The sequence below is a fragment of the Amycolatopsis roodepoortensis genome (assembly GCF_024628825.1).
In the GTDB taxonomy this organism is placed as follows: Bacteria; Actinomycetota; Actinomycetes; order Mycobacteriales; family Pseudonocardiaceae; genus Amycolatopsis; species Amycolatopsis roodepoortensis.
The window spans coordinates 5,031,200-5,049,245 of record NZ_CP102415.1; the positions used below are offsets into that span (position 1 = coordinate 5,031,200).

15 protein-coding genes are annotated in these 18,046 nt (G+C 69.1%); 10 read left to right on the top strand and 5 right to left on the bottom strand.

All coding sequences use genetic code 11. From position 1 onward, the window contains the following. Window positions 1–48: 48 nt before the first annotated feature. From NQK81_RS23945 to NQK81_RS23965, 5 genes are all read left to right on the top strand, one after another. Window positions 49–864 (top strand): lysozyme, encoded by an 816-nt coding sequence (locus tag NQK81_RS23945; RefSeq protein WP_257483334.1) that lies wholly within the window; start codon window positions 49–51, stop codon window positions 862–864. 192 nt (window positions 865–1,056) lie between these two features. Continuing rightward, entirely contained in the window at window positions 1,057–1,902 is an 846-nt protein-coding gene (locus NQK81_RS23950) for a lysozyme (RefSeq protein WP_257483335.1), read from the top strand. A gap of 187 nt (window positions 1,903–2,089) precedes the next feature. After that, window positions 2,090–2,905 (top strand): flagellar basal body-associated FliL family protein, encoded by an 816-nt coding sequence (locus tag NQK81_RS23955; RefSeq protein ID WP_126736232.1) that lies wholly within the window; start codon window positions 2,090–2,092, stop codon window positions 2,903–2,905. Between the two features lie 4 nt (window positions 2,906–2,909). Next, a complete protein-coding gene (locus NQK81_RS23960) occupies window positions 2,910–4,013 on the top strand; it encodes a pentapeptide repeat-containing protein (protein ID WP_257483336.1) in 1,104 nt (367 codons plus the stop codon). After that, window positions 4,013–4,861: a hypothetical protein gene (locus NQK81_RS23965; RefSeq protein WP_257483337.1), complete on the top strand. Its 849-nt coding sequence runs from the start codon at window positions 4,013–4,015 to the stop codon at window positions 4,859–4,861. The genes NQK81_RS23960 and NQK81_RS23965 overlap by 1 nt, the downstream gene beginning before the upstream one ends. A 206-nt stretch (window positions 4,862–5,067) precedes the next feature. Here NQK81_RS23965 and purL read toward each other — a convergent pair whose 3' ends face one another. Beyond that, window positions 5,068–7,350, bottom strand: coding sequence for a phosphoribosylformylglycinamidine synthase subunit PurL (gene purL / locus NQK81_RS23970; RefSeq protein WP_257483338.1), 2,283 nt, complete (start codon window positions 7,348–7,350; stop codon window positions 5,068–5,070). Window positions 7,351–7,469: 119 nt separating this feature from the next. Here purL and NQK81_RS23975 point away from each other — a divergent pair, with 119 nt between their 5' ends. Next, window positions 7,470–9,095, top strand: a complete 1,626-nt coding sequence (locus NQK81_RS23975; RefSeq protein ID WP_257483339.1) for an ABC transporter ATP-binding protein — start codon at window positions 7,470–7,472, stop codon at window positions 9,093–9,095. Further along, complete coding sequence (locus tag NQK81_RS23980) at window positions 9,092–10,819, top strand: ABC transporter ATP-binding protein (protein ID WP_257483340.1); 1,728 nt, start codon at window positions 9,092–9,094, stop codon at window positions 10,817–10,819. The genes NQK81_RS23975 and NQK81_RS23980 overlap by 4 nt, the downstream gene beginning before the upstream one ends. Window positions 10,820–10,867: 48 nt before the next feature. Here the strand turns inward: NQK81_RS23980 and purQ are convergent, their stop codons facing one another. Next, window positions 10,868–11,545 (bottom strand): phosphoribosylformylglycinamidine synthase subunit PurQ, encoded by a 678-nt coding sequence (purQ, locus tag NQK81_RS23985; protein ID WP_257483341.1) that lies wholly within the window; start codon window positions 11,543–11,545, stop codon window positions 10,868–10,870. Then, window positions 11,542–11,781 (bottom strand): phosphoribosylformylglycinamidine synthase subunit PurS, encoded by a 240-nt coding sequence (gene purS, locus NQK81_RS23990; protein WP_257483342.1) that lies wholly within the window; start codon window positions 11,779–11,781, stop codon window positions 11,542–11,544. The genes purQ and purS overlap by 4 nt, the downstream gene beginning before the upstream one ends. A gap of 66 nt (window positions 11,782–11,847) precedes the next feature. Between purS and NQK81_RS23995 the strand changes: the two genes are divergently transcribed. Together NQK81_RS23995 and NQK81_RS24000 are read left to right on the top strand one after the other, a co-directional pair. Then, window positions 11,848–12,621 (top strand): hypothetical protein, encoded by a 774-nt coding sequence (locus NQK81_RS23995; protein WP_257483343.1) that lies wholly within the window; start codon window positions 11,848–11,850, stop codon window positions 12,619–12,621. 101 nt (window positions 12,622–12,722) lie between these two features. Continuing rightward, a complete protein-coding gene (locus NQK81_RS24000; RefSeq protein ID WP_126736239.1) occupies window positions 12,723–14,303 on the top strand; it encodes a GMC family oxidoreductase in 1,581 nt (526 codons plus the stop codon). 52 nt (window positions 14,304–14,355) lie between these two features. Here the strand turns inward: NQK81_RS24000 and NQK81_RS24005 are convergent, their stop codons facing one another. Both NQK81_RS24005 and NQK81_RS24010 read right to left on the bottom strand, forming a co-directional pair. Further along, complete coding sequence (locus NQK81_RS24005; protein ID WP_257483344.1) at window positions 14,356–15,858, bottom strand: aldehyde dehydrogenase family protein; 1,503 nt, start codon at window positions 15,856–15,858, stop codon at window positions 14,356–14,358. A gap of 33 nt (window positions 15,859–15,891) precedes the next feature. Next, window positions 15,892–17,034, bottom strand: coding sequence for an MFS transporter (locus NQK81_RS24010; protein WP_257483345.1), 1,143 nt, complete (start codon window positions 17,032–17,034; stop codon window positions 15,892–15,894). A gap of 61 nt (window positions 17,035–17,095) precedes the next feature. Here NQK81_RS24010 and NQK81_RS24015 point away from each other — a divergent pair, with 61 nt between their 5' ends. After that, window positions 17,096–18,040, top strand: a complete 945-nt coding sequence (locus tag NQK81_RS24015) for a DUF5937 family protein (RefSeq protein WP_257483346.1) — start codon at window positions 17,096–17,098, stop codon at window positions 18,038–18,040. Window positions 18,041–18,046: the final 6 nt, after the last annotated feature.

An 18,046-nucleotide genomic window follows, 5' to 3' on the forward strand; every position in this document is an offset into this window, starting at 1 on the left:
GATGTTCGAGTCGCTGATTCCCTTTCCGCGGGGGATCGTGGCGACGTGATGAGTCGCAGAGTGTGTTCAAAAGGCTGGGGGGCCGTCCTCACGGCGGGGGTTTTGCTGCTCGCGCAGACCCCCGCCGTCGCACGGGAAAGCGGGCCGCGATACGACGGGGCCGAGGAGCACTACGCCGGTTCCCAGATCGCGTTGCACGAAGGCGTCAACGTGTCGGTGGGGCCGCTGTACGGCGGCGAAGGGCAGACGCTCGGACATGACGTCAGTGGCCATCAGGGCGAGGTCGACTGGCCCGCCGCCGCCCGGACCGGCGCGAAGTTCGTCTACGTGAAGGCGACCGAGGGCACCGGCTTCGTCAATCCCCGGTTCGCCCAGCAGTACAACGGTTCCTACGGCGTCGGCCTGATCCGCGGCGCGTACCACTTCGCCCGCCCCGACATCTCGGACGGTGCCGCGCAGGCGCACTACTTCGTCGACCACGGCGGCGGCTGGTCCAAGGACGGCAAGACGCTGCCGGGCGCGCTCGACGTCGAGTACAACCCATACGGTGAAACCTGTTACGGCAAGACGCCGGCGCAGATGGTCGCCTGGATGGCGTCCTTCGCGACGACGTATTTTCACCGTACCGGGCGGCATCCGACGATCTACACGTCGACGAGCTGGTGGAAGCGCTGCACGGGGAACAGCAACGCGTTCTGGCAGAACCCGCTGTGGCTCGCGCGGTACAACACGCAGATCGGCGAGCTGCCCGCGAGCTGGAAGCACCAGACCATCTGGCAGTTCGCGGACAGGGGCAGCCTCCCCGGTGACCAGAACTGGTTCAACGGCACGATCGATCGGGTGCGCGCGCTGTCCCTCGGCTGAATACTCACCCGAGTGGGCGTTACAAGATCACATAACCAGGGCTACTTGGAAATGAAAATCACCCACGCGTAGTACCAATTTCACGGAAGTTAGTGACAAACCCGGCACTCGTCGTCAACAATCGTGCCCGGACGGCTACCACCTGCAAGGTCGCCGTCCTCAGCGAGGGTTATCCGTGAAGGGATTGTCGTGATGCGCACTTCCCGAAGAATCGCCATCGCCGTCGGCTCCGCGCTGCTCCTGCTCGGCAGCACGGTCCAGGCGTCGGCCTCCCCATCCCCCGAGATCATGTCGATCGAACAGGATCTCCAGCAGAACGACCACACGATCGGATCGCAGATCCGGCGCGTGGAAGGCGACACCTCCACCCCCGAGTCGAAGGCCAAGGCCGCGCAGCCGCAGCCCGAGGCCGGGGTGCTCGCGACCGTCGCGGGCATGGACGTGGCCAGCTACCAGAAGAACGTCGACTGGGCCTACTGGTGGGGTCAGGGCAAGCGCTTCGTGTGGACGAAGGCCACCGAGGGCACGAGCTACAAGAACCCGTACTTCGCCCAGCAGTACAACGGTTCCTACAACCAGGGCTTCATCCGCGGCGCGTACCACTTCGCCCTGCCGAACGTCTCGAGCGGCGCGGCGCAGGCCGACTTCTTCATCAACAACGGCGGCGGCTGGTCCAAGGACGGCAAGACCCTGCCGGGCGCGCTGGACATGGAGTACAACCCGTACGGCGCCACCTGTTACGGCCTGAGCCAGTCCGCCATGGGGTCGTGGATCCGGGCGTTCCACGACCGCTACAAGGCGCGCACCGGCCGCTGGCCCGTCATCTACACCTCGACGAGCTGGTGGAGCACCTGCGTCGGCACCACGCAGAACTTCGGTGGCACGGTTCCGCTGTGGATCGCGCGCTACGCCTCCACCGTGGGCGCGCTGCCCTACGGCTGGGGCTACTACACCGTGTGGCAGTACACCTCCAGCCCGCTGGACCAGAACACCTTCAACGGCGCTTACGACCGCTTGCAGGCACTGGCCAACGGCTGAGCTGCGCATACCGTGAACAGGCGGCTCCCGGCCCCGGCCGGGAGCCGCTTTCGCGTTCCGCTTCCAGCGCAAGGTACCTTCCGGGCAGAATTCCCCTGAAATCCCTGGCACGGGCGGATCCGGAACCAGCGCTGACCGCCGGTCGTCTGATCTGAAGCCTCAGGCCCCAGTACGGAAGGCGAGACCGATGACCTACCCACCCCAGCCAGGCCAGCCCTATGGCCAGGATCCCCAGGGACAGCAGCCGCACCAGGGTGGCTGGGACCAGACCCAGCAGTACGGTCAGCCGCAGCAATACGGTCAGCAGCAGGGCTGGGACCAGACGCAGCAGTACCAGCAGCAGCCGCAGCAGGGCTGGGACCCGACACAGCAGTACCCGCAGCAGCCCCAGCAGGGCTGGGACCCGAACAACCAGGGCTACCAGCAGGGCTTCGGCGGCCCGCCCGCGCCGCCGCCGAAGAGCAAGACCGGCCTGATCATCGGGATCGTGATCGGCCTGGTGGTGCTGATCGCGTTCGGCGTCACCGGGTTCGTCGCGCCGGGCTTCCTGCTCAGCAAGGACGAGGGGAACAACACGGCCGCGCCGCCGCCCGCGTCGTCGTCCGAGCAGGCGCCGACCTCCGCGCCGAAGAGCAGCCCGAAGTCGAGCTCGCCGAGGAGCAGCAGCCCGCGGAGCACCGAAAGCGGTGGCACGGGCTCCGAGGGGAACCCGAAGGGCATCCAGAACCTGAAGGACTTCCTGGCCAAGGTGAGCGCCGGGGACAAGGCCGGCGCGCTGGCGCTGGTGTGCGCGGACATGAAAGCGACCATGGGCGACTCGATCGACATCATGGCCCCGGCGCCGTCGCAGCTGGAGGTCACCTCGACCTCCGGTATCGGTGACGGGTTCATCACCGGTGACATCGAGGGCACGGTCAAGGGCAAGAAGGTGAGCGGATCGGGGATCTCCTCGGACGACAACCCGGACAAGTCCTTCTGCGTCCGCAACTTCTTCGTATTCTGAGCGGATGAAGCGGTTTCTCCGCTCCCCGCTGCTCTGGACCTTCGTCGTCTCGCTCGTCCTGCTGCTCGCGGTCGGCGGCTGGTTGCTGACGGATCCGGCGACCAGCCGCAGCGAGGCGCTGAAGACCGGCGGCATCGCCGGGGGCGCCATCGTCGCGTTGTACGCGTTGTGGCTCAACGACAGGCGGCGCCGGGTCGAGGAGCGACGCCAGGAGGTCGAACGGCAGCGCCAGGAACTCGAGCTGCGGCGGGCAGACCAGGACCGGGACCGGATCTCGGACGAACGGTTCGCGAAGGCCGTCGAACTGCTCGGTCACGAGGCCGACCAGGTGCGGGTCGGGGCACTGCACGCGCTGGCGGGTCTGGCTCGCGGCCGCGAGATCTACAAGCAGACCGTGCTGGACATCCTGTGCTCGTACCTGCGGCGGCCGTTCAAGCATCCGCGGTACAAGGACACGGCGAAACGGGACGGGAACACCGCGCCGGAAGCGGGCTCCGCGGAGCAGGAACAGGAACTCCAGGTCCGGCAGACCGCGCAACGGCTGATCGGGGAACTGCTGCCCGCCGCGGATTCCGAGGGCAACGCGTACGACCTCGACCTGACCGGCGCGGTACTGGAGTACTTCGATCTTTCGGAGCGGAAGGTCGGCAAGCTGTTGCTCCGCTACGCGGGTTTGTACAGCAGCACCAACCTGTCCGGCTGTGTTTTCCTCGGACCGGTGTACCTGACTGGCGCGGGCACCGAAAAGGAGAAGCGCATCGGCTTCTTCCGGTGCAGTGACGCCAAGTTCGAACAGCGGGCGTGGTTCAGCGGGGTCCGGTTCTCCGAGGACGTCGAGTTCCGCGACACCGTGTTCGCGGGCGAGACCTCCTTCAAGGACAGCGTTTTCGCGAAGGACGCCGTCTTCGCCGACGCGGAGTTCAAGGGCACGCTCGATCTGCGTCGCGCCCGGTTCGAGGGCTTCGGGGACCTGACCTTCCGGAAGCCGCCCGGCACGGTGTCGCTGTACAACACGTCGGTGGAGCCGGCGAGGGATCACGAACTCCCGTCCGGCTGGGCCGTCGAGACCCTGCCGGACGGCCGCGCCCGGCTCACGGTGAAGGACTGATGAGGCGCCTGCTTTCCTCGCCGCTGCTGTGGACGTTGCTGTCCTCGGTCGTGGTGCTCGTCGGGGTCACCGCCTGGCTGCTCACGGATCGCGCGACCAGCCGCGGCGACGCGCTCAAGACCGGCGCGCTGGCGGGCGGGGCGATCGCCGCGCTCTACGGGCTCTGGCTCAACGACCGGCGACGGCGTACCGAAGAGGACCGGCACGAGATCGAGCGCAGCCGGATCTCCGACGAACGCTTCGCCAAGTCGATCGAGCTCCTGGGCAACGAAGCCGATCAGGTCCGGATCGGGGCGATGCATTCGCTCGCCGGGCTCGCCAGGACGCGTCCGGAGTACCGGCAAACGGTGCTGGACGTGTTGTGCGCCTACCTGCGGCGACCGTTCGAGCACCCGAGTTTCGACCGAGATCGCACGTGGGAACCGGCCGACGAGGCGGCCGCGGAACGCGAACGGCTGGTCCGGCGCACGGCCGAGCGGCTGATCCGCGACATCCTGCCCCACGCCGGGACCACCGGGCCGACACTTTCGCTCAACCTCAGCGACGCCCGGCTCGACAAGCTGGGGCTGCTCGGCAGGCGGGTCGGCTGGTTCGGCGCGGACCGCTGCGAGGTGCTGTCCTATCTCGACCTCACCGACGCTCAGCTGTCCGGGAAGTTCCTGTTGGAGAACGCGACCATCCGCGGCAGGTTCGAGGTCACGAGGGCGAGGTTCGAGCGGAAGGTGGCGCTGGACGGCCTGGTCGTCGAGGCGCCGGTCGACTTGAGTGTGGCGACCTTCGAGGAGGCGCCTTCGCTGGAGGGTACGAAGTTTCCGCCGGGTTCGGTTCTGCCTGCCGCTGAGGGGTAGCCACTCACGACCCATCAGACGTCGCGAAAGCCACTTTCGCGACGTCTGATGTCCCGAAAGTGGCTTTCGCGACAGGTGAACCGGGCAGACCTCAGGCTGCGGGCGCGCAGAGCCCCATTTCCAGTACATGAAGGCCCCCTTCCTTGCGCCTGGCGCAAGGAAGGGGGCCTTCATGTACTTCCGGAGGGCGAACGCGGCCCTTCAGCTCAGTCGAACAGCGCGGGGAGCGTGCGCTCCCAGGTCTCCCGAAGCTCGTCCAGCGTGAACTCCGTGATGCCCTGGAGTTCGAGCGAGCCCGACTCCGGGTCCACGACGCCGGTCTTGCGCCACGGCAGGCCGCGCGCGGTCAGCATCTCGGTGAACCGCAGTTCCTCGGTGCGCGGCACGGCGACCAGCACCCGGCCCGCGGACTCCGAGAACAGCTGCACGAACGGGTCCTGCTCCGCGTCGAGGAAGACACGGGCACCGCACTGTCCGATGAGGACGGTCTCGACGAGCGTCTGGATCAGGCCGCCGTCGGAGATGTCGTGCGCGGCGGAGATCATGCCGTCGCGCGAACCGGCGATGAGGATGTCGGCGAGCAGCTTCTCGCGCGCCAGATCCACGCGGGGCGGGCGGCCGCCGAGGTGGCCGTGCAGTTCGCGCGCCCAGGCGGAACCGTCCAGCTCGTCGTGCGTCTCGCCCAGCAGCAGCAGGGTTTCCCCGGCCTCGGCGCCGATCCCGGTGGGGATGCGGCGGGTGACGTCGTCGATCACGCCGAGCACGCCGACCACCGGGGTCGGCAGGATGGCCGTGTCACCGGTCTGGTTGAAGAAGCTGACGTTGCCGCCGGTGACCGGGATGCCGAGTTCGACGCAACCGTCGGCGAGACCGTGCACGGCCTGCTCGAACTGCCACATCACACCCGGGTCGGTCGGTGCGCCGAAGTTCAGGCAGTCCGACACCGCGACCGGCTTCGCGCCGCTGGTGGCGACGTTGCGGTACGCCTCGGCCAGCGCGAGCTTCGCGCCCTCGTACGGGTCGAGGTAGACGAACTTGCTGTTGCAGTCCGTCGAGACGGCGACGCCGCGGCCGGTGGACTCGTCGATCCGGATGACACCGGAGTCCGACGGCTGCGCGAGCACGGTGTTGCCGCGCACGTAGCGGTCGTACTGGGAGGTCACCCATTCCTTCGACGCCTGGTTCGGCGACGAGATCAGCTTGAGGATGTCGGCGCGCAGTTCGTCCGAAGTGGACGGACGCGGCAGCTTGGCCGAGGTATCGGCCTGCAGGGCGTCCTGTTCCGACGGTCGCTGGATCGGACGGTCGTACACCGGGCCCTGGTGCGCCACGGTGTGCGCCGGGACGTCGACGACGACCTCGTCGTTCCAGGTGATGACCAGGTGCTCGCCGTCGGTGACCTCGCCGATGTCGGTGGCGATGACGTCCCACTTCTCGCAGACCTTCATGAACGCCTCGACGTTCTCCGGCGAGACGACCGCGCACATGCGCTCCTGCGACTCGCTGGACAGCACCTCCGCCGGGGTCATCCCGGTGGCGCGCAACGGAACCCGGTCTAGGTAGATGTGCATACCGCCGTCACCGGCGGCCGCGAGCTCCGACGTCGCGCAGGAAAGCCCGGCGCCGCCGAGATCCTGGATACCGACGACGAGCTTCTGGGCGAACAGTTCGAGACAGCACTCGATGAGCACCTTCTCGGTGAACGGGTCGCCGACCTGGACGCTGGGCAGCTTCTTGCGGCCGCCCGAGCTTTCGTCACCCGAGAAGGTGTCGCTCGCGAGGACGGAGACGCCGCCGATGCCGTCGAGGCCGGTGCGCGCGCCGAACAGGATGATCTTGTTGCCCTTGCCGGAGGCGAAGGCGAGGTGGAGGTCCTCGACGCGCATCGCGCCGACGCACAGGGCGTTGACCAGCGGGTTACCGGAGTAGCTCGGGTCGAACACCAGCTCGCCGCCGATGTTCGGCAGGCCGAGGCAGTTGCCGTAGCCGCCGACACCGGCGACCACACCGGGCAGCACGCGGCGGGTGTCGGGGGCGTCCGCCGGGCCGAAGCGCAGCGCGTCCGCCACCGCGAGCGGGCGCGCGCCCATCGCCATGATGTCGCGCACGATGCCGCCGACGCCGGTCGCGGCGCCCTGGTACGGCTCGACGTAGGACGGGTGGTTGTGGCTCTCGACCTTGAAGGTGACCGCCCAGCCCTCGCCGATGTCGACGACGCCCGCGTTCTCGCCGATGCCGGCGAGCATCTTCTCCTTCATCTCGGGAGTGGCGGTCTCGCCGAAGTAGCGCAGGTGCTTCTTCGAGGACTTGTACGAGCAGTGCTCGCTCCACATCACCGAATACATCGCCAGTTCGGCGTCGGTCGGACGGCGGCCGAGGATCTCCCTGATCCGGGCGTACTCGTCGTCGGCGAGGCCGAGCTCGACGTACGGCTGGGTCAGTTCGGGGGTCGCCTCGGCGCGTTGAGTGGTGTCAACGGTGCTGGTCACGGTGTCAACCTCAGGGTTCGCCACGGCCTTGAGAATAGGCGAGGGGGTTGTTCACCTCGCGGTCGCCCACGCATAAATCGGTCGCGCCCGCGACGGTGATCCGCTTACCGTCGGCAATCGTGCTTTCCGCCACATATCCGCTTCCGCGACTACGCCTGCCCGCCAAGCCGACCGCCTGGCGGTACCTGGTCAGGATGATGCTCGCGCGTCCGGGACTGCTCGCCGTCTCGGCGATCAGCGGTGCGCTGTGGTCGCTTCCGATCGCCCTGCTGCCGGTCGCGATCGGCCGGGGCATCGACGCGATCGGCCGCGGCGACGGCGATTCCGTCTGGCTGTGGGGGCTCGCGGCCGCCGGGCTCGGCATCGCGCAGACGATCGCGGGCACGGTGCAGCACTTCGCGTCCTACGGCTGCTGGATCCACGGCGCCGGGGTGACGCAGCGCCTCGCCACCGAACACGCGGCGAAGCTGGGCGCGAATCTGCGCGACACGACCACCACGGGTGACGTGGTCGCGATCACCACCAGCGACATCAACCCGATCGGTGACTCCTTCGAGGTACTCGGGCGGGCCTTCGGTTCGCTGATCGCGTTCGTCGTCTGCGCGACGGCGCTGCTGACGACGTCGCCGCTGCTCGGCATGGTCGCGCTGATCGGTGTCCCGCTGGCGGTGGTGGGCATCGGACCGCTGCTGAAGCCACTGGAGAAGCGCCAGACGAAACAGCGCGAGGAGAAGACCGAGGTCAACGCGCTGGCCGCGGATATCGTCTCCGGCCTGCGGATCCTTCGCGGTGTCGGCGGTGAGAAGCAGTTCCTCGACCGCTTCCGTCGCTCCAGCCAGAAGGTCCGCGCGGCCGGTGTCCAGGTCGGACGCAGCGAAGCGTGGCTCGCGGCCGCGGAGGTCGCGCTGCCGGGACTGGTCACGGTGGCCATCACCTGGCTGGGCGCGCAGGCGACGATGAACGGCACCATCCGCGTCGGCGAGCTGATCACGTTCTACGGCATCTCGGTGTTCCTGGTGATCCCGGTGACGACGGCGACGGAGTTCGCGGGCGTGCTGAGCGCGGCGCTGGTTTCGGCGCGGAAGGTGTGCAAACTGCTGTCCACCGAACGCACGCTGGCCGAGCCGGAGCACCCGGTGCCGCTGCCGGAAGGCCCGCTGGATCTGTACGACGAGACGTCCGGGATCAAGGTCGAGGCCGGGAAGCTGACCGTCATCGACGTCGGGGCCGACGCCGAAGCGGTGGCTTCGCGGATGGCGCGGTTCACCGATCCGAGTGAACCCGCGCTCGTCGGCGGGGTTCCGGTGGACCGGGTCGCCCTCGACGAGCTGCGGCGGCGGGTCGTGTTCGCGCACAACCAGGACATCTGGTTCTCCGGTGTGCTGCGCGAGCAGGTCACCCCCGCCGAGCCCGGCGACGTCGAGATCACCGAAGCGCTGTACGCGGCGGACGCCGAGGACATCGTGGACGCGCTGCCCAACGGCGTCGACGAGGTGATCGGCGAACGCGGACGTGAGGTTTCCGGTGGTCAGCGGCAGCGGCTGAACCTGGCCCGCGCGCTGGCGACCGACGCCGACGTCCTGCTGCTCGACGAGCCGACCTCGGCCGTCGACGCGCATACCGAAGCCCGCATAACCGAACGCGTCGCGAAGCTGCGGCGCGGCAAGACCACCGTCGTGTTCAGCCAGAGTCCTTTGTGGACACATGTGGCCGATGTGGTCATCGATTCGAAAGTACCGGCATGAAGAAGCTGCCGCTGGCAGACAAGAAGGACGTCAGACGTTGGATCAAGGAGACCGCGCGCGCCAACAAGCGCGAGTTCTCCGTGATGCTCGGGCTGTTCTGTGTCGCGACCGCGATCGGGCTGGCCGGGCCGAGGCTGCTTGGCGCGCTGGTGGACGAGGTCGTCGACGGTACGACGACCACCACGATCACCTGGCTCGCGGTCGCGTTCGTGGTCGTGCTGGGCGCGCAGGCCTGGTTCAAGGGACTGGCGCGGCTGCGCGCACGGGTGTTCGGTGAGCGGATCCTGGCGCTCAACCGCGAGGAATTCGTCGGGAACGCGCTGGACCTGCCGCTCGGCACGGTCGAAGCGGCGGGCACCGGTGACCTGCTCAGCCGTGCGACCACCGACGTCAGCCGGATCGACCACGCGGTGCGCCACGGCGCGCCGGAGATCCTGATCGCCGCCGTCACAGTGGTGTTCACGGTGGTGGCGATGGTGATCACGTCGCCGTTCCTGGCGCTGGGCCTGCTTGTCGCGCTGCCGCTGCTGGTGCCGGTGAACATCTGGTACCAGCGGCGGATCCCCGACGTGATGCGGCGGATGCTGGACAAGTGGTCCGAGCTGCAGTCCACCACGCACGAGACCGCGGAGGGCGCGCGGACGGCGGAGGCGCTAAGCCTGACCGGCCGCCGGATCCGGACCGGGCACGACGGTCTCGACGCGTCGATGCTGGGCGAACGCAAGATCCGGGCGCTGCAGATGCGGTGGATCCCGTCGCTGGAGATCAGCTACGTGCTGCCGGTGCCGGTGATGCTCGGGCTGGGCCTGCTCGCCTACTCGAACGGCTGGGAAGGGCTCGGCACGATCACCGCGATGCTGCTGTACTCGCAGGTCATGACCGGTCCGCTGAACGAGGCGCTGTTCTGGCTCGCGGACATGCAGGTCGCCGGTGCGTCGCTGCGACGGCTGCTGGGCGTGCGGCCCGCTCCTGCTTCGGAGACGGTCACGGAGACCCCGCGCGGCCAGGACATCGAGGTCCGCGACGTGCGCTTCGGCTACAACGCCGACCGGGAGGTGCTGCACGGGATCGACCTGCGGGTGCCCGCCGGTGAGCGGCTGGCGATCGTCGGACCGTCCGGGGCAGGCAAGTCGACCCTCGGGCGGCTGCTGGCCGGGATGTCGGCGCCGACCTCAGGTTCCGTGCGGATCGGCGGCGCCGAGGTGTCGACGCTGCCGGACGACGTCCTGCGCGGCGAGGTCCTGCTGCTGACCCAGGAGCAGCACGTCTTCGCGGGAACGCTGCGGGACAACCTGACCCTGCCCGCCGGTGATTGGACCGACGAACGGCTGCTGGAGGCGCTGGCCTCGGTCGGCGCTTCGGAGTGGGTGGCGGGCCTGCCGGACGGGCTGGACACGAAGGTCGGGGCCGGGGCGGTCGCCGTCCCGGCGGCGATGGCGCAGCAGCTCGCGCTGGCGCGGGTGGTGCTGGCCGACCCGCACACGCTGGTGCTGGACGAGGCGACGTCGCTGCTGGACACGGGTTCGGCGCGAGAGCTGGAGCGGTCGTTGAGCGCGGTGCTCGAAGGGCGCACGGTGATCGCGATCGCGCACCGGCTGCACACCGCGGCCGCGGCCGACCGGGTCGCCGTCATCGAGGGCGGCCGGGTGACCGAGCTGGGCTCGCACGCGGAGCTGCTGGCCGCCGGAGGCCCCTACTCCGCCCTGGTGGCCGCCGCCTCCTGAGATGTCATGAAAGGGTCGTTCCTGAACGACCCTTTCATGACACTTGGGTCAGGCGGAGACGAGGGCGTCCACGGCGCTGTAGAACATGCCGAGGCCGTCGTCGGACGGCCCGGTGAGAGCGTCGATGGCGTGCTCCGGGTGCGGCATGAGCCCGACGACGCGGCCGTTCTCGCTGCGGATCCCGGCGATGTCGTTGCGCGAGCCGTTCGGGTTGCCGCCGACGTAGCGGAACACCACGCGGCCCTCGCCCTCCAGCTCGTCGAGCGTGGCCTGGTCGGCGACGAAGCAGCCGTCGATGTTCTTCATCGGGATGAGGATCTCGGCGTCCTTGTCGTACCGGGTGGTCCACGCCGTGTCGTTGTTCTCGACGCGCAGCCACTGGTCACGGCAGATGAAGTGCAGGCCCGCGTTGCGGATCATCGCGCCCGGCAGCAGCCCGGCCTCGCACAGGATCTGGAAGCCGTTGCAGATGCCGAGCACCGGCATGCCCTTGTGGGCGGCCTCGATCACCGACGACATCACCGGCGCGAACCGGGCGATGACGCCGGCGCGCAGGTAGTCGCCGTACGAGAAACCACCGGGGACGACTACCGCGTCGACGCCCTTCAGGTCCTCGTCCGCGTGCCACAGCGGCACGGCTTCGGCGTCGGCGTAGCGGACCGCGCGGGCCGCGTCACCGTCGTCGAGCGTGCCGGGGAAGGTGATGACCCCGATGCGGGCGCTCACGCGTCCACCCGCTTGATGGTCCACTGCTCGATGACGGGGTTCGCGAGGAAACCCTCGGCGATCTTTTCGAGCGTCGCGTCGTCGACGGCGTCGTCGACCTCGATCTCGAAGTGCTTGCCCTGACGGATCTCGGTGATCCCGGTGAAGCCGAGACGACCGGCCGCGCCGAGCGCGGCTTGGCCCTGCGGGTCGAGGATTTCGGGCTTGGGCATGACGTCGACGACGACTCGGGCCACGGCAGGCTGCTCCTTATTCACGCAGGTCGTGGGTACCGCCCGAGCCTACTTCACTACGGTTGCCGCATGACCTACGGGCAGTACGCGCCGCCGAAGAAGCCGAAGACCGGGCTCTGGATCACGCTGGTGCTGGTCTTCGTCCTGATCGCGGGCGGTGTCGCGTTCACCGGGTTCGTGACGCCGGGCTTCTTCAAGGCCAAGGCCGACACCACCTCGCGCGCGACGCCGGAGCAGCTGAGCCAGTCGTTCGTGAACGGCGTCGCCGAAGATCGGCTCAGCCAGCTCTGGTGCCCGATCCGCTCGAAGCGGTCCTACAGCTTCGAACAGGTCATGGCCGCCACCGACGGCGCACAGCTGAGCACGCCCGCGCGCCAGCGTGCGCCGCAGGAGTATTCGGCCACGCTCAACGCAGGCGGGCAGACCGTCGGGATCGCGATGATCCCCGGCGAGGGCGGCTGGTGCGTGCGCGACGCCAAGATCGGCGGCGAGCCCGAGCCGCTTCCGGGTATCGAGACGAAGCCGTCGCCGCGGCCCGACGTCAAGACCGGCGAAGAGGCGGGGAACAAGTTCGTCGACGCGATCAACGCGCGCGACATCCCGGCGGCGCTGTCCGTGCTGTGCGAGAAGGTGCCCGACACGACGCGCGACGGCGTGCAGCAGATCATCCACGGCGAGGGCAGGTACACCGTCGACACCGCCGACGTGCTGACCACCGCGAAGCAGACGATCCTGCACCTCACCGGCGAGGTCGACGGCGTCCGGAACCCCGGCCGGATCGAGACCGAAGACGACGCCGAGGGCGGCCCCTGCGTGGCCTCTTTTTCACCCGACTCCGACTGAGCTCGCACCGATCCTTCGTCTGGGGGATGCTCGGAGCGCGGCGCTGGGCCAAGATGAGCCATTGGCGGGGCGTCAACACCGGGCGAGCAGCAGGAGGCACCGTGGCCGATCAGGACTCCTTCGACTACGTGATCGTCGGCGCGGGCAGCGCGGGATGCGTACTGGCGAACCGGCTGAGCGAGGATCCGTCGGCGCGGGTGCTCCTGCTCGAGGCGGGCGGTGAGGACGACGCCGACGAGATCCACATCCCCGCCGCGTTCCCCGGTCTGTTCAAGACCAAATGGGACTGGAACTACGAGACGGTCGAGCAGAAGCACACCGGCAAGACGCTGTACTGGCCGCGCGGGAAGACGCTCGGCGGCTGTTCGTCGATCAACGCGATGATCTACATCCGCGGCAACCGCGCCGACTACGACGGCTGGCGCGACGGGCACGGCGCCGAGGGCTGGGGTTTCGACGACGTCCTGCCGTACTTCAAACGGGCGGAGGGCAACCAGCGGCTCGGCGGACCGCTGCACGGTACCGACGGCCCGTTGAACGTCGAGGACCGGCGCTTCACGCACGAACTGTCCCTCGCCTGGGTGGATTCCGCGGTCGCCTGGGGCCTCAAACGCACCGACGACTTCAACGGCGAGTCACAGGAAGGCGCCGGCGTCTACCAGGTGACGTGCAAGAAGGGCCGCCGCTGGTCGACGGCCGACGCGTACCTGCGGCCCGCGCTGGCGCGCCCGAACCTCACCGTGCGGACCAACGCGCAGGCCACCCGCGTCGTCTTCGAAGGCACCCGCGCCGTCGGTGTGTCCTATTTGGACAAAGGCACCGAGACGACGGTGCGTGCGTCGACGGAGGTCCTGCTGAGCGGCGGCGCGGTGAACTCGCCGCAACTGCTGATGCTGTCCGGGGTCGGCCCGGCGGAACACCTGCGTGAGCACGGGATCGACGTCGTCGCCGCGCTGCCCGGGGTCGGCGACAACCTGCACGACCACCCCGCCTGCGGGATCATCTGGTCGACGCGGGGCACCACCGACCTCGTGGACGCGGCGACGCCCGGCGGCCTGGTGCGTTACCAGCTCACCAAGCGCGGTCCGCTGGCTTCGAACATCGGCGAGGCGGGCGCGTTCTTCCCGGCCGCGGACGGTGTCTCGCCGCCGGACATGCAAATCCACGTCGCGCCGACGTTGTTCTACGACAACGGGATGCGCGAGCCGACGGTGCCGGGCTTCACTTCGGCGGCGACCCTGGTGGACGTCGCGAGCCGGGGGCGCCTGCGGCTGAAGTCGTCGAATCCGTTGTGGAAGCCGGAAATCGACCCGGCGTACTACGCGGAGTCCGTGGACATGGAGAAGATGCTCGCCGGGATGCGCGCCCTGGTGGAGATCGGGAAGTCCGGCCCGCTGGCGCGGTATCTGGACAAGCCGTTCCTGCCGGAGCGGCACGACCTGACCGACGATGAACTGGCCGACTACGTGCGCGAGAAGACGCAGACGCTGTACCACCCCGTCGGGACCTGCTCGATGGGGACGGGCGAGAACGCCGTCGTCGATCCGTCGCTGAAGGTGCGCGGGGTGGACGGGCTGCGCGTGGTCGACGCGTCGGTGATGCCGGTGGTGCCGCGCGGGAACACGAACGCGCCGACGATCATGGTGGCGGAGAAGGCCGCGGACCTCATCCGGGGCAAGTAGCACTCGTGAGTGGTAAGGACGGTTCTAACCGTCCTTACCACTCACGAGGGTCTTAGCGCTTCCCGTGCAGCACCGTGATCAGCTTCGCGACCAGGGCGTCCGTCTTTTCCTTGCGGGAGAACGACGTCAGCACGATCGGCGCGGTGAACCGCTGCCGCGCGACGGCCTTCGGGCGGGCGAACTCGCGCAGGCCTTCCGGGCCGTGGATCCGGCCGAAGCCCGAGTCGCCGACGCCGCCGAACGGCAGCGAAGCGATACCGGCGAAGGAAAGCGGCGCGTTGATCGACGTCATGCCGGTGCGCAGCCGTCCGGCGAGTTCGAGGCCGCGCGACTTCGAGAACACGGTCGAACCGAGGCCGTACTTCGTGTCGTTGGCCTTCTCGACGGCCTCGTCCATGTCGCGGACCTTGGCGATGGTGACGGTCGGGCCGAACGTCTCCTCCTGGACCGCCACGGAGTCCTCGGGCACGTCGACGAGCACCGTCGGCTGCACGTAGCGGTCACCGACCGCGTCGACGCCGCCGACCAGCGCCTTACCGCCGCGCTCGATGGCGTCGGCGATGTGGCGCTTGATCACCGAGAGCTGCGAAGGCATCGTCACCGGGCCGTACTGCGCGGCCGCGTCCGAGCCGGCTCGCACGTCCTTCGACTTCTCGACGACCTTCGCGACGAACTCGTCGTGCACGCGCTCGTGGACGTACACGCGCTCGACGCCGATACAGGTCTGGCCCGAGTTGGAGAACGCGCCCCAGACGGTCGCGTCGGCGGCGGCTTCGAGATCGGCGTCCGCGTCGACCAGGACGGCGTCCTTGCCGCCCGCCTCGATGATCACCGGGGTCAGCGTCTCGGCGGCCGCGGCCATGATCTTCTTGCCCGTGCCGGTCGAACCGGTGAAGGCGATCTTGTCGACGCCTCCCGTGACGAGCGATGCGCCGGTCTCGCCGAAGCCGGTGATCAGCTGCAGCACCGGCCACTCCGGGACGACCTCGTTGAAGGCGTCGACCAGCCATTTCCCGACGCCGGGCGTGTACTCGCTCGGCTTGAAGACGACGGTGTTGCCGGCGGCGAGGGCGTACGCGATGGAGCCGAGCGGCGTGAACACGGGGTAGTTCCACGGGCCGATCACGCCCACGACGCCGAGCGGCTGGTACTCGACCGTCGCCGCCTGGTTCGACATCATCAGCCCGGCCGCGCGGCGCTGCTTGCCGAGGATCTTGCGCGCGTGCTTGCCCGCCCAGGCGATGTGCTCGATGGCCAGCACGCTCTCCAGCTGCGCGTCGGCGATCGGCTTCCCGGTCTCGTCGCGCACGACCTGGCACAGCTGCGGCAGCCTGCGGGTGATGACGCCCTTCCAGCGGCGCAGGCGTTCGGCGCGACCGTCGTAGCCGAGCCCGGCCCACCATTCGGCGGCGTCCTTCGCGCGGGCGATGGCGGCGCGGACGTCCTCCTTGCTGTGCACCGGGTAGGTACCGACGACCTCGTCGGTCGCCGGGCTGAGGGAATCGAAGGTCTCCCCCACGCTGTGCGCGGTCGGCTTCGGCTGGACTGCGGTCATCGACTTCTCCCGTGTCTCGGCTCAAAGCCCAGGCTACGACGTTACTGACGGCGTGCCAATAGCTCGCCTGGGGCGTGCCACCAGCATCGCACAGGAGACGAGGGCCGCAAGGACACCGAGCAGCGGGGCCAGCCAGACCGGCAGGATCCCGATCGCCAGCGAACCCAGGCCGAAGCCCGAAGCCTGCACGGTGAAGGCCAGCGAGAAGCCCTCCGACCGGCGGCGTTCCGGCAGCAGCTTCTGCAGGTTGACCGACGAGACGGCCATCAGCGGGCCGGTGCAGAGCCCGATCAGCGCGACCCCGCCGAGCAGCCCGGCCCAGCCGAAGCCCGCCGAAACCACGATCCCGCCGAGCACGAAACCGGCGAGGAACAGCCGCGGATCGCCTTCCTTCCCCCTCGCCGCGTACAGCGCGCTCCCGGCGATACTGGCCCCGCACAGCACCACGATGACGATGGCCGTCGCCGATTCGGGCGCGCCGAGGCGCAGGACGAGCGGCAGCAATCCGACCTCGATGGTCGACAGCAGGAGTCCGACGGTGAACAACCCCGCCAGCCAGGGCACACAGGCGGCGACCGGGATCGGCCGGCGTTCGACCGTCCTTTGTGGATCTCGCCGGACGGTCCGCCGCGGTACGAGCAGCGCCGCGAGCAGGGCGACGACGGCCATCGCGAGGATCGGGACGACCGGGCCGGACGTCGCCAGGAGCGCCACCAGCAGCGGACCGCCGACGATCACGCCTTCGAGGATCATCGCGTCCACCGAAACCGCCCTCGGCAGCTCCTCTTCGGTCACCGTCGCGGCGAGCAGCGTCCGGAAACCGCCGTTCAGCCCGCCCGCGACCAGCCCCGGCGGGATCGCCAGCGCGAGCAGCACCCAGTCCGGGCCTCCGGCGGAAGCGACCGCGGCCAGCAGGAACAGTCCCGCGGCGACCAGCGGAAGCAGCACGACGAGCCCCCGCGCGGGGCCGACGCGGTCGAGCAGCCGTCCCGTCGGCACGGCGCCGACCATCTCGGCGGCGACGAAAACGGCCATCATGATCCCGCCGAGCCGATACGAACCGGTGGTCGCGGTGGTCAGCACGGTGAAGGCCAGCGGCGCCATCATGCCGGGCAGCCGGTTCAGCTGCACCCCCGCCGACCAGCGCCAATACCCGGAATTACGCAGCAACGTCATGGCACGAACACTGCCGAACCCAAGCTGGCCAGGACTATTGATTAGGACATAGCCTAATCCGATGATCGAGCTGGTCCTGACCGCCGAAAGCGCGAACCGCGTCCGTTTCGGCATCTCCCCGCTCGACGAGACCATGGGCGCGATGCAGACGCTGCTCGGACGGCGCGGGCACCCGAGCCACCTGCCGTGGCTGCGCGAGGCCGCCGCGAAACTGCCGGACCTGCCCATCGACGGCTTCGCCAAGGTGATGAGCGCGCGGCACTACATCACCGATTTCCTCAGCCCGCCGCCGAGCGGCCCGGAGACCACGGCGTCCGCCCAGCTCGCCGAGATCCGCCGTACGGCACCGGAGCAGGTCGCGCACGAGCTGTCCAAAGTGGACGCCGACCTGAGCGGCCTGCCGGAAGATCCCGCCGAGGCAAGGGATCTGCTGGCGAGCCAGATGGAGATCGCCTGGACCGAGCTGGTCGAGCCGCACTGGCCCCGGATGCGCCGATTCCTGGTCGCCGACATCGAGGAACGCTCGCGGCGCCTGGCCGCCGGCGGTATCGCGCTGGTACTGGAGGACATCCACCCGCGCGTGCGGCTCGTCGACGACGTCCTGGTGATCGAAATGAAGGAACGCGGCCGCGTCCACCTCGACCGGCGCGGGCTCTTGTTGATCCCCGGCGTTTTCGCCTGGCCTTCGGTCGGGGTGATCACGATGGAGCCGTGGCAGCCTTCGCTGCTGTACCCGGCGCGCGGGGTGGCCGAACTCTGGTCGGATCCCGAACGTCCGCCCGGCGCGCTGACCGGCGTACTCGGCCGGACGAAGGCCGCGCTGCTCACGACGCTCAACGAACCCGCGAGCACCACCGAACTGGCCCGCAGGCTGGGCTTCTCGGCGCCGACGGTCTCGCGGCATCTGACCGCGATGCGTGCGGCCGGCCTGCTCGAAACCCGGCGGCGCGGCCGCGAAGTCCGCTACCGGCGCACCGAACTTGGCGACGCCCTGCTGCGGGCATAGGCTGGA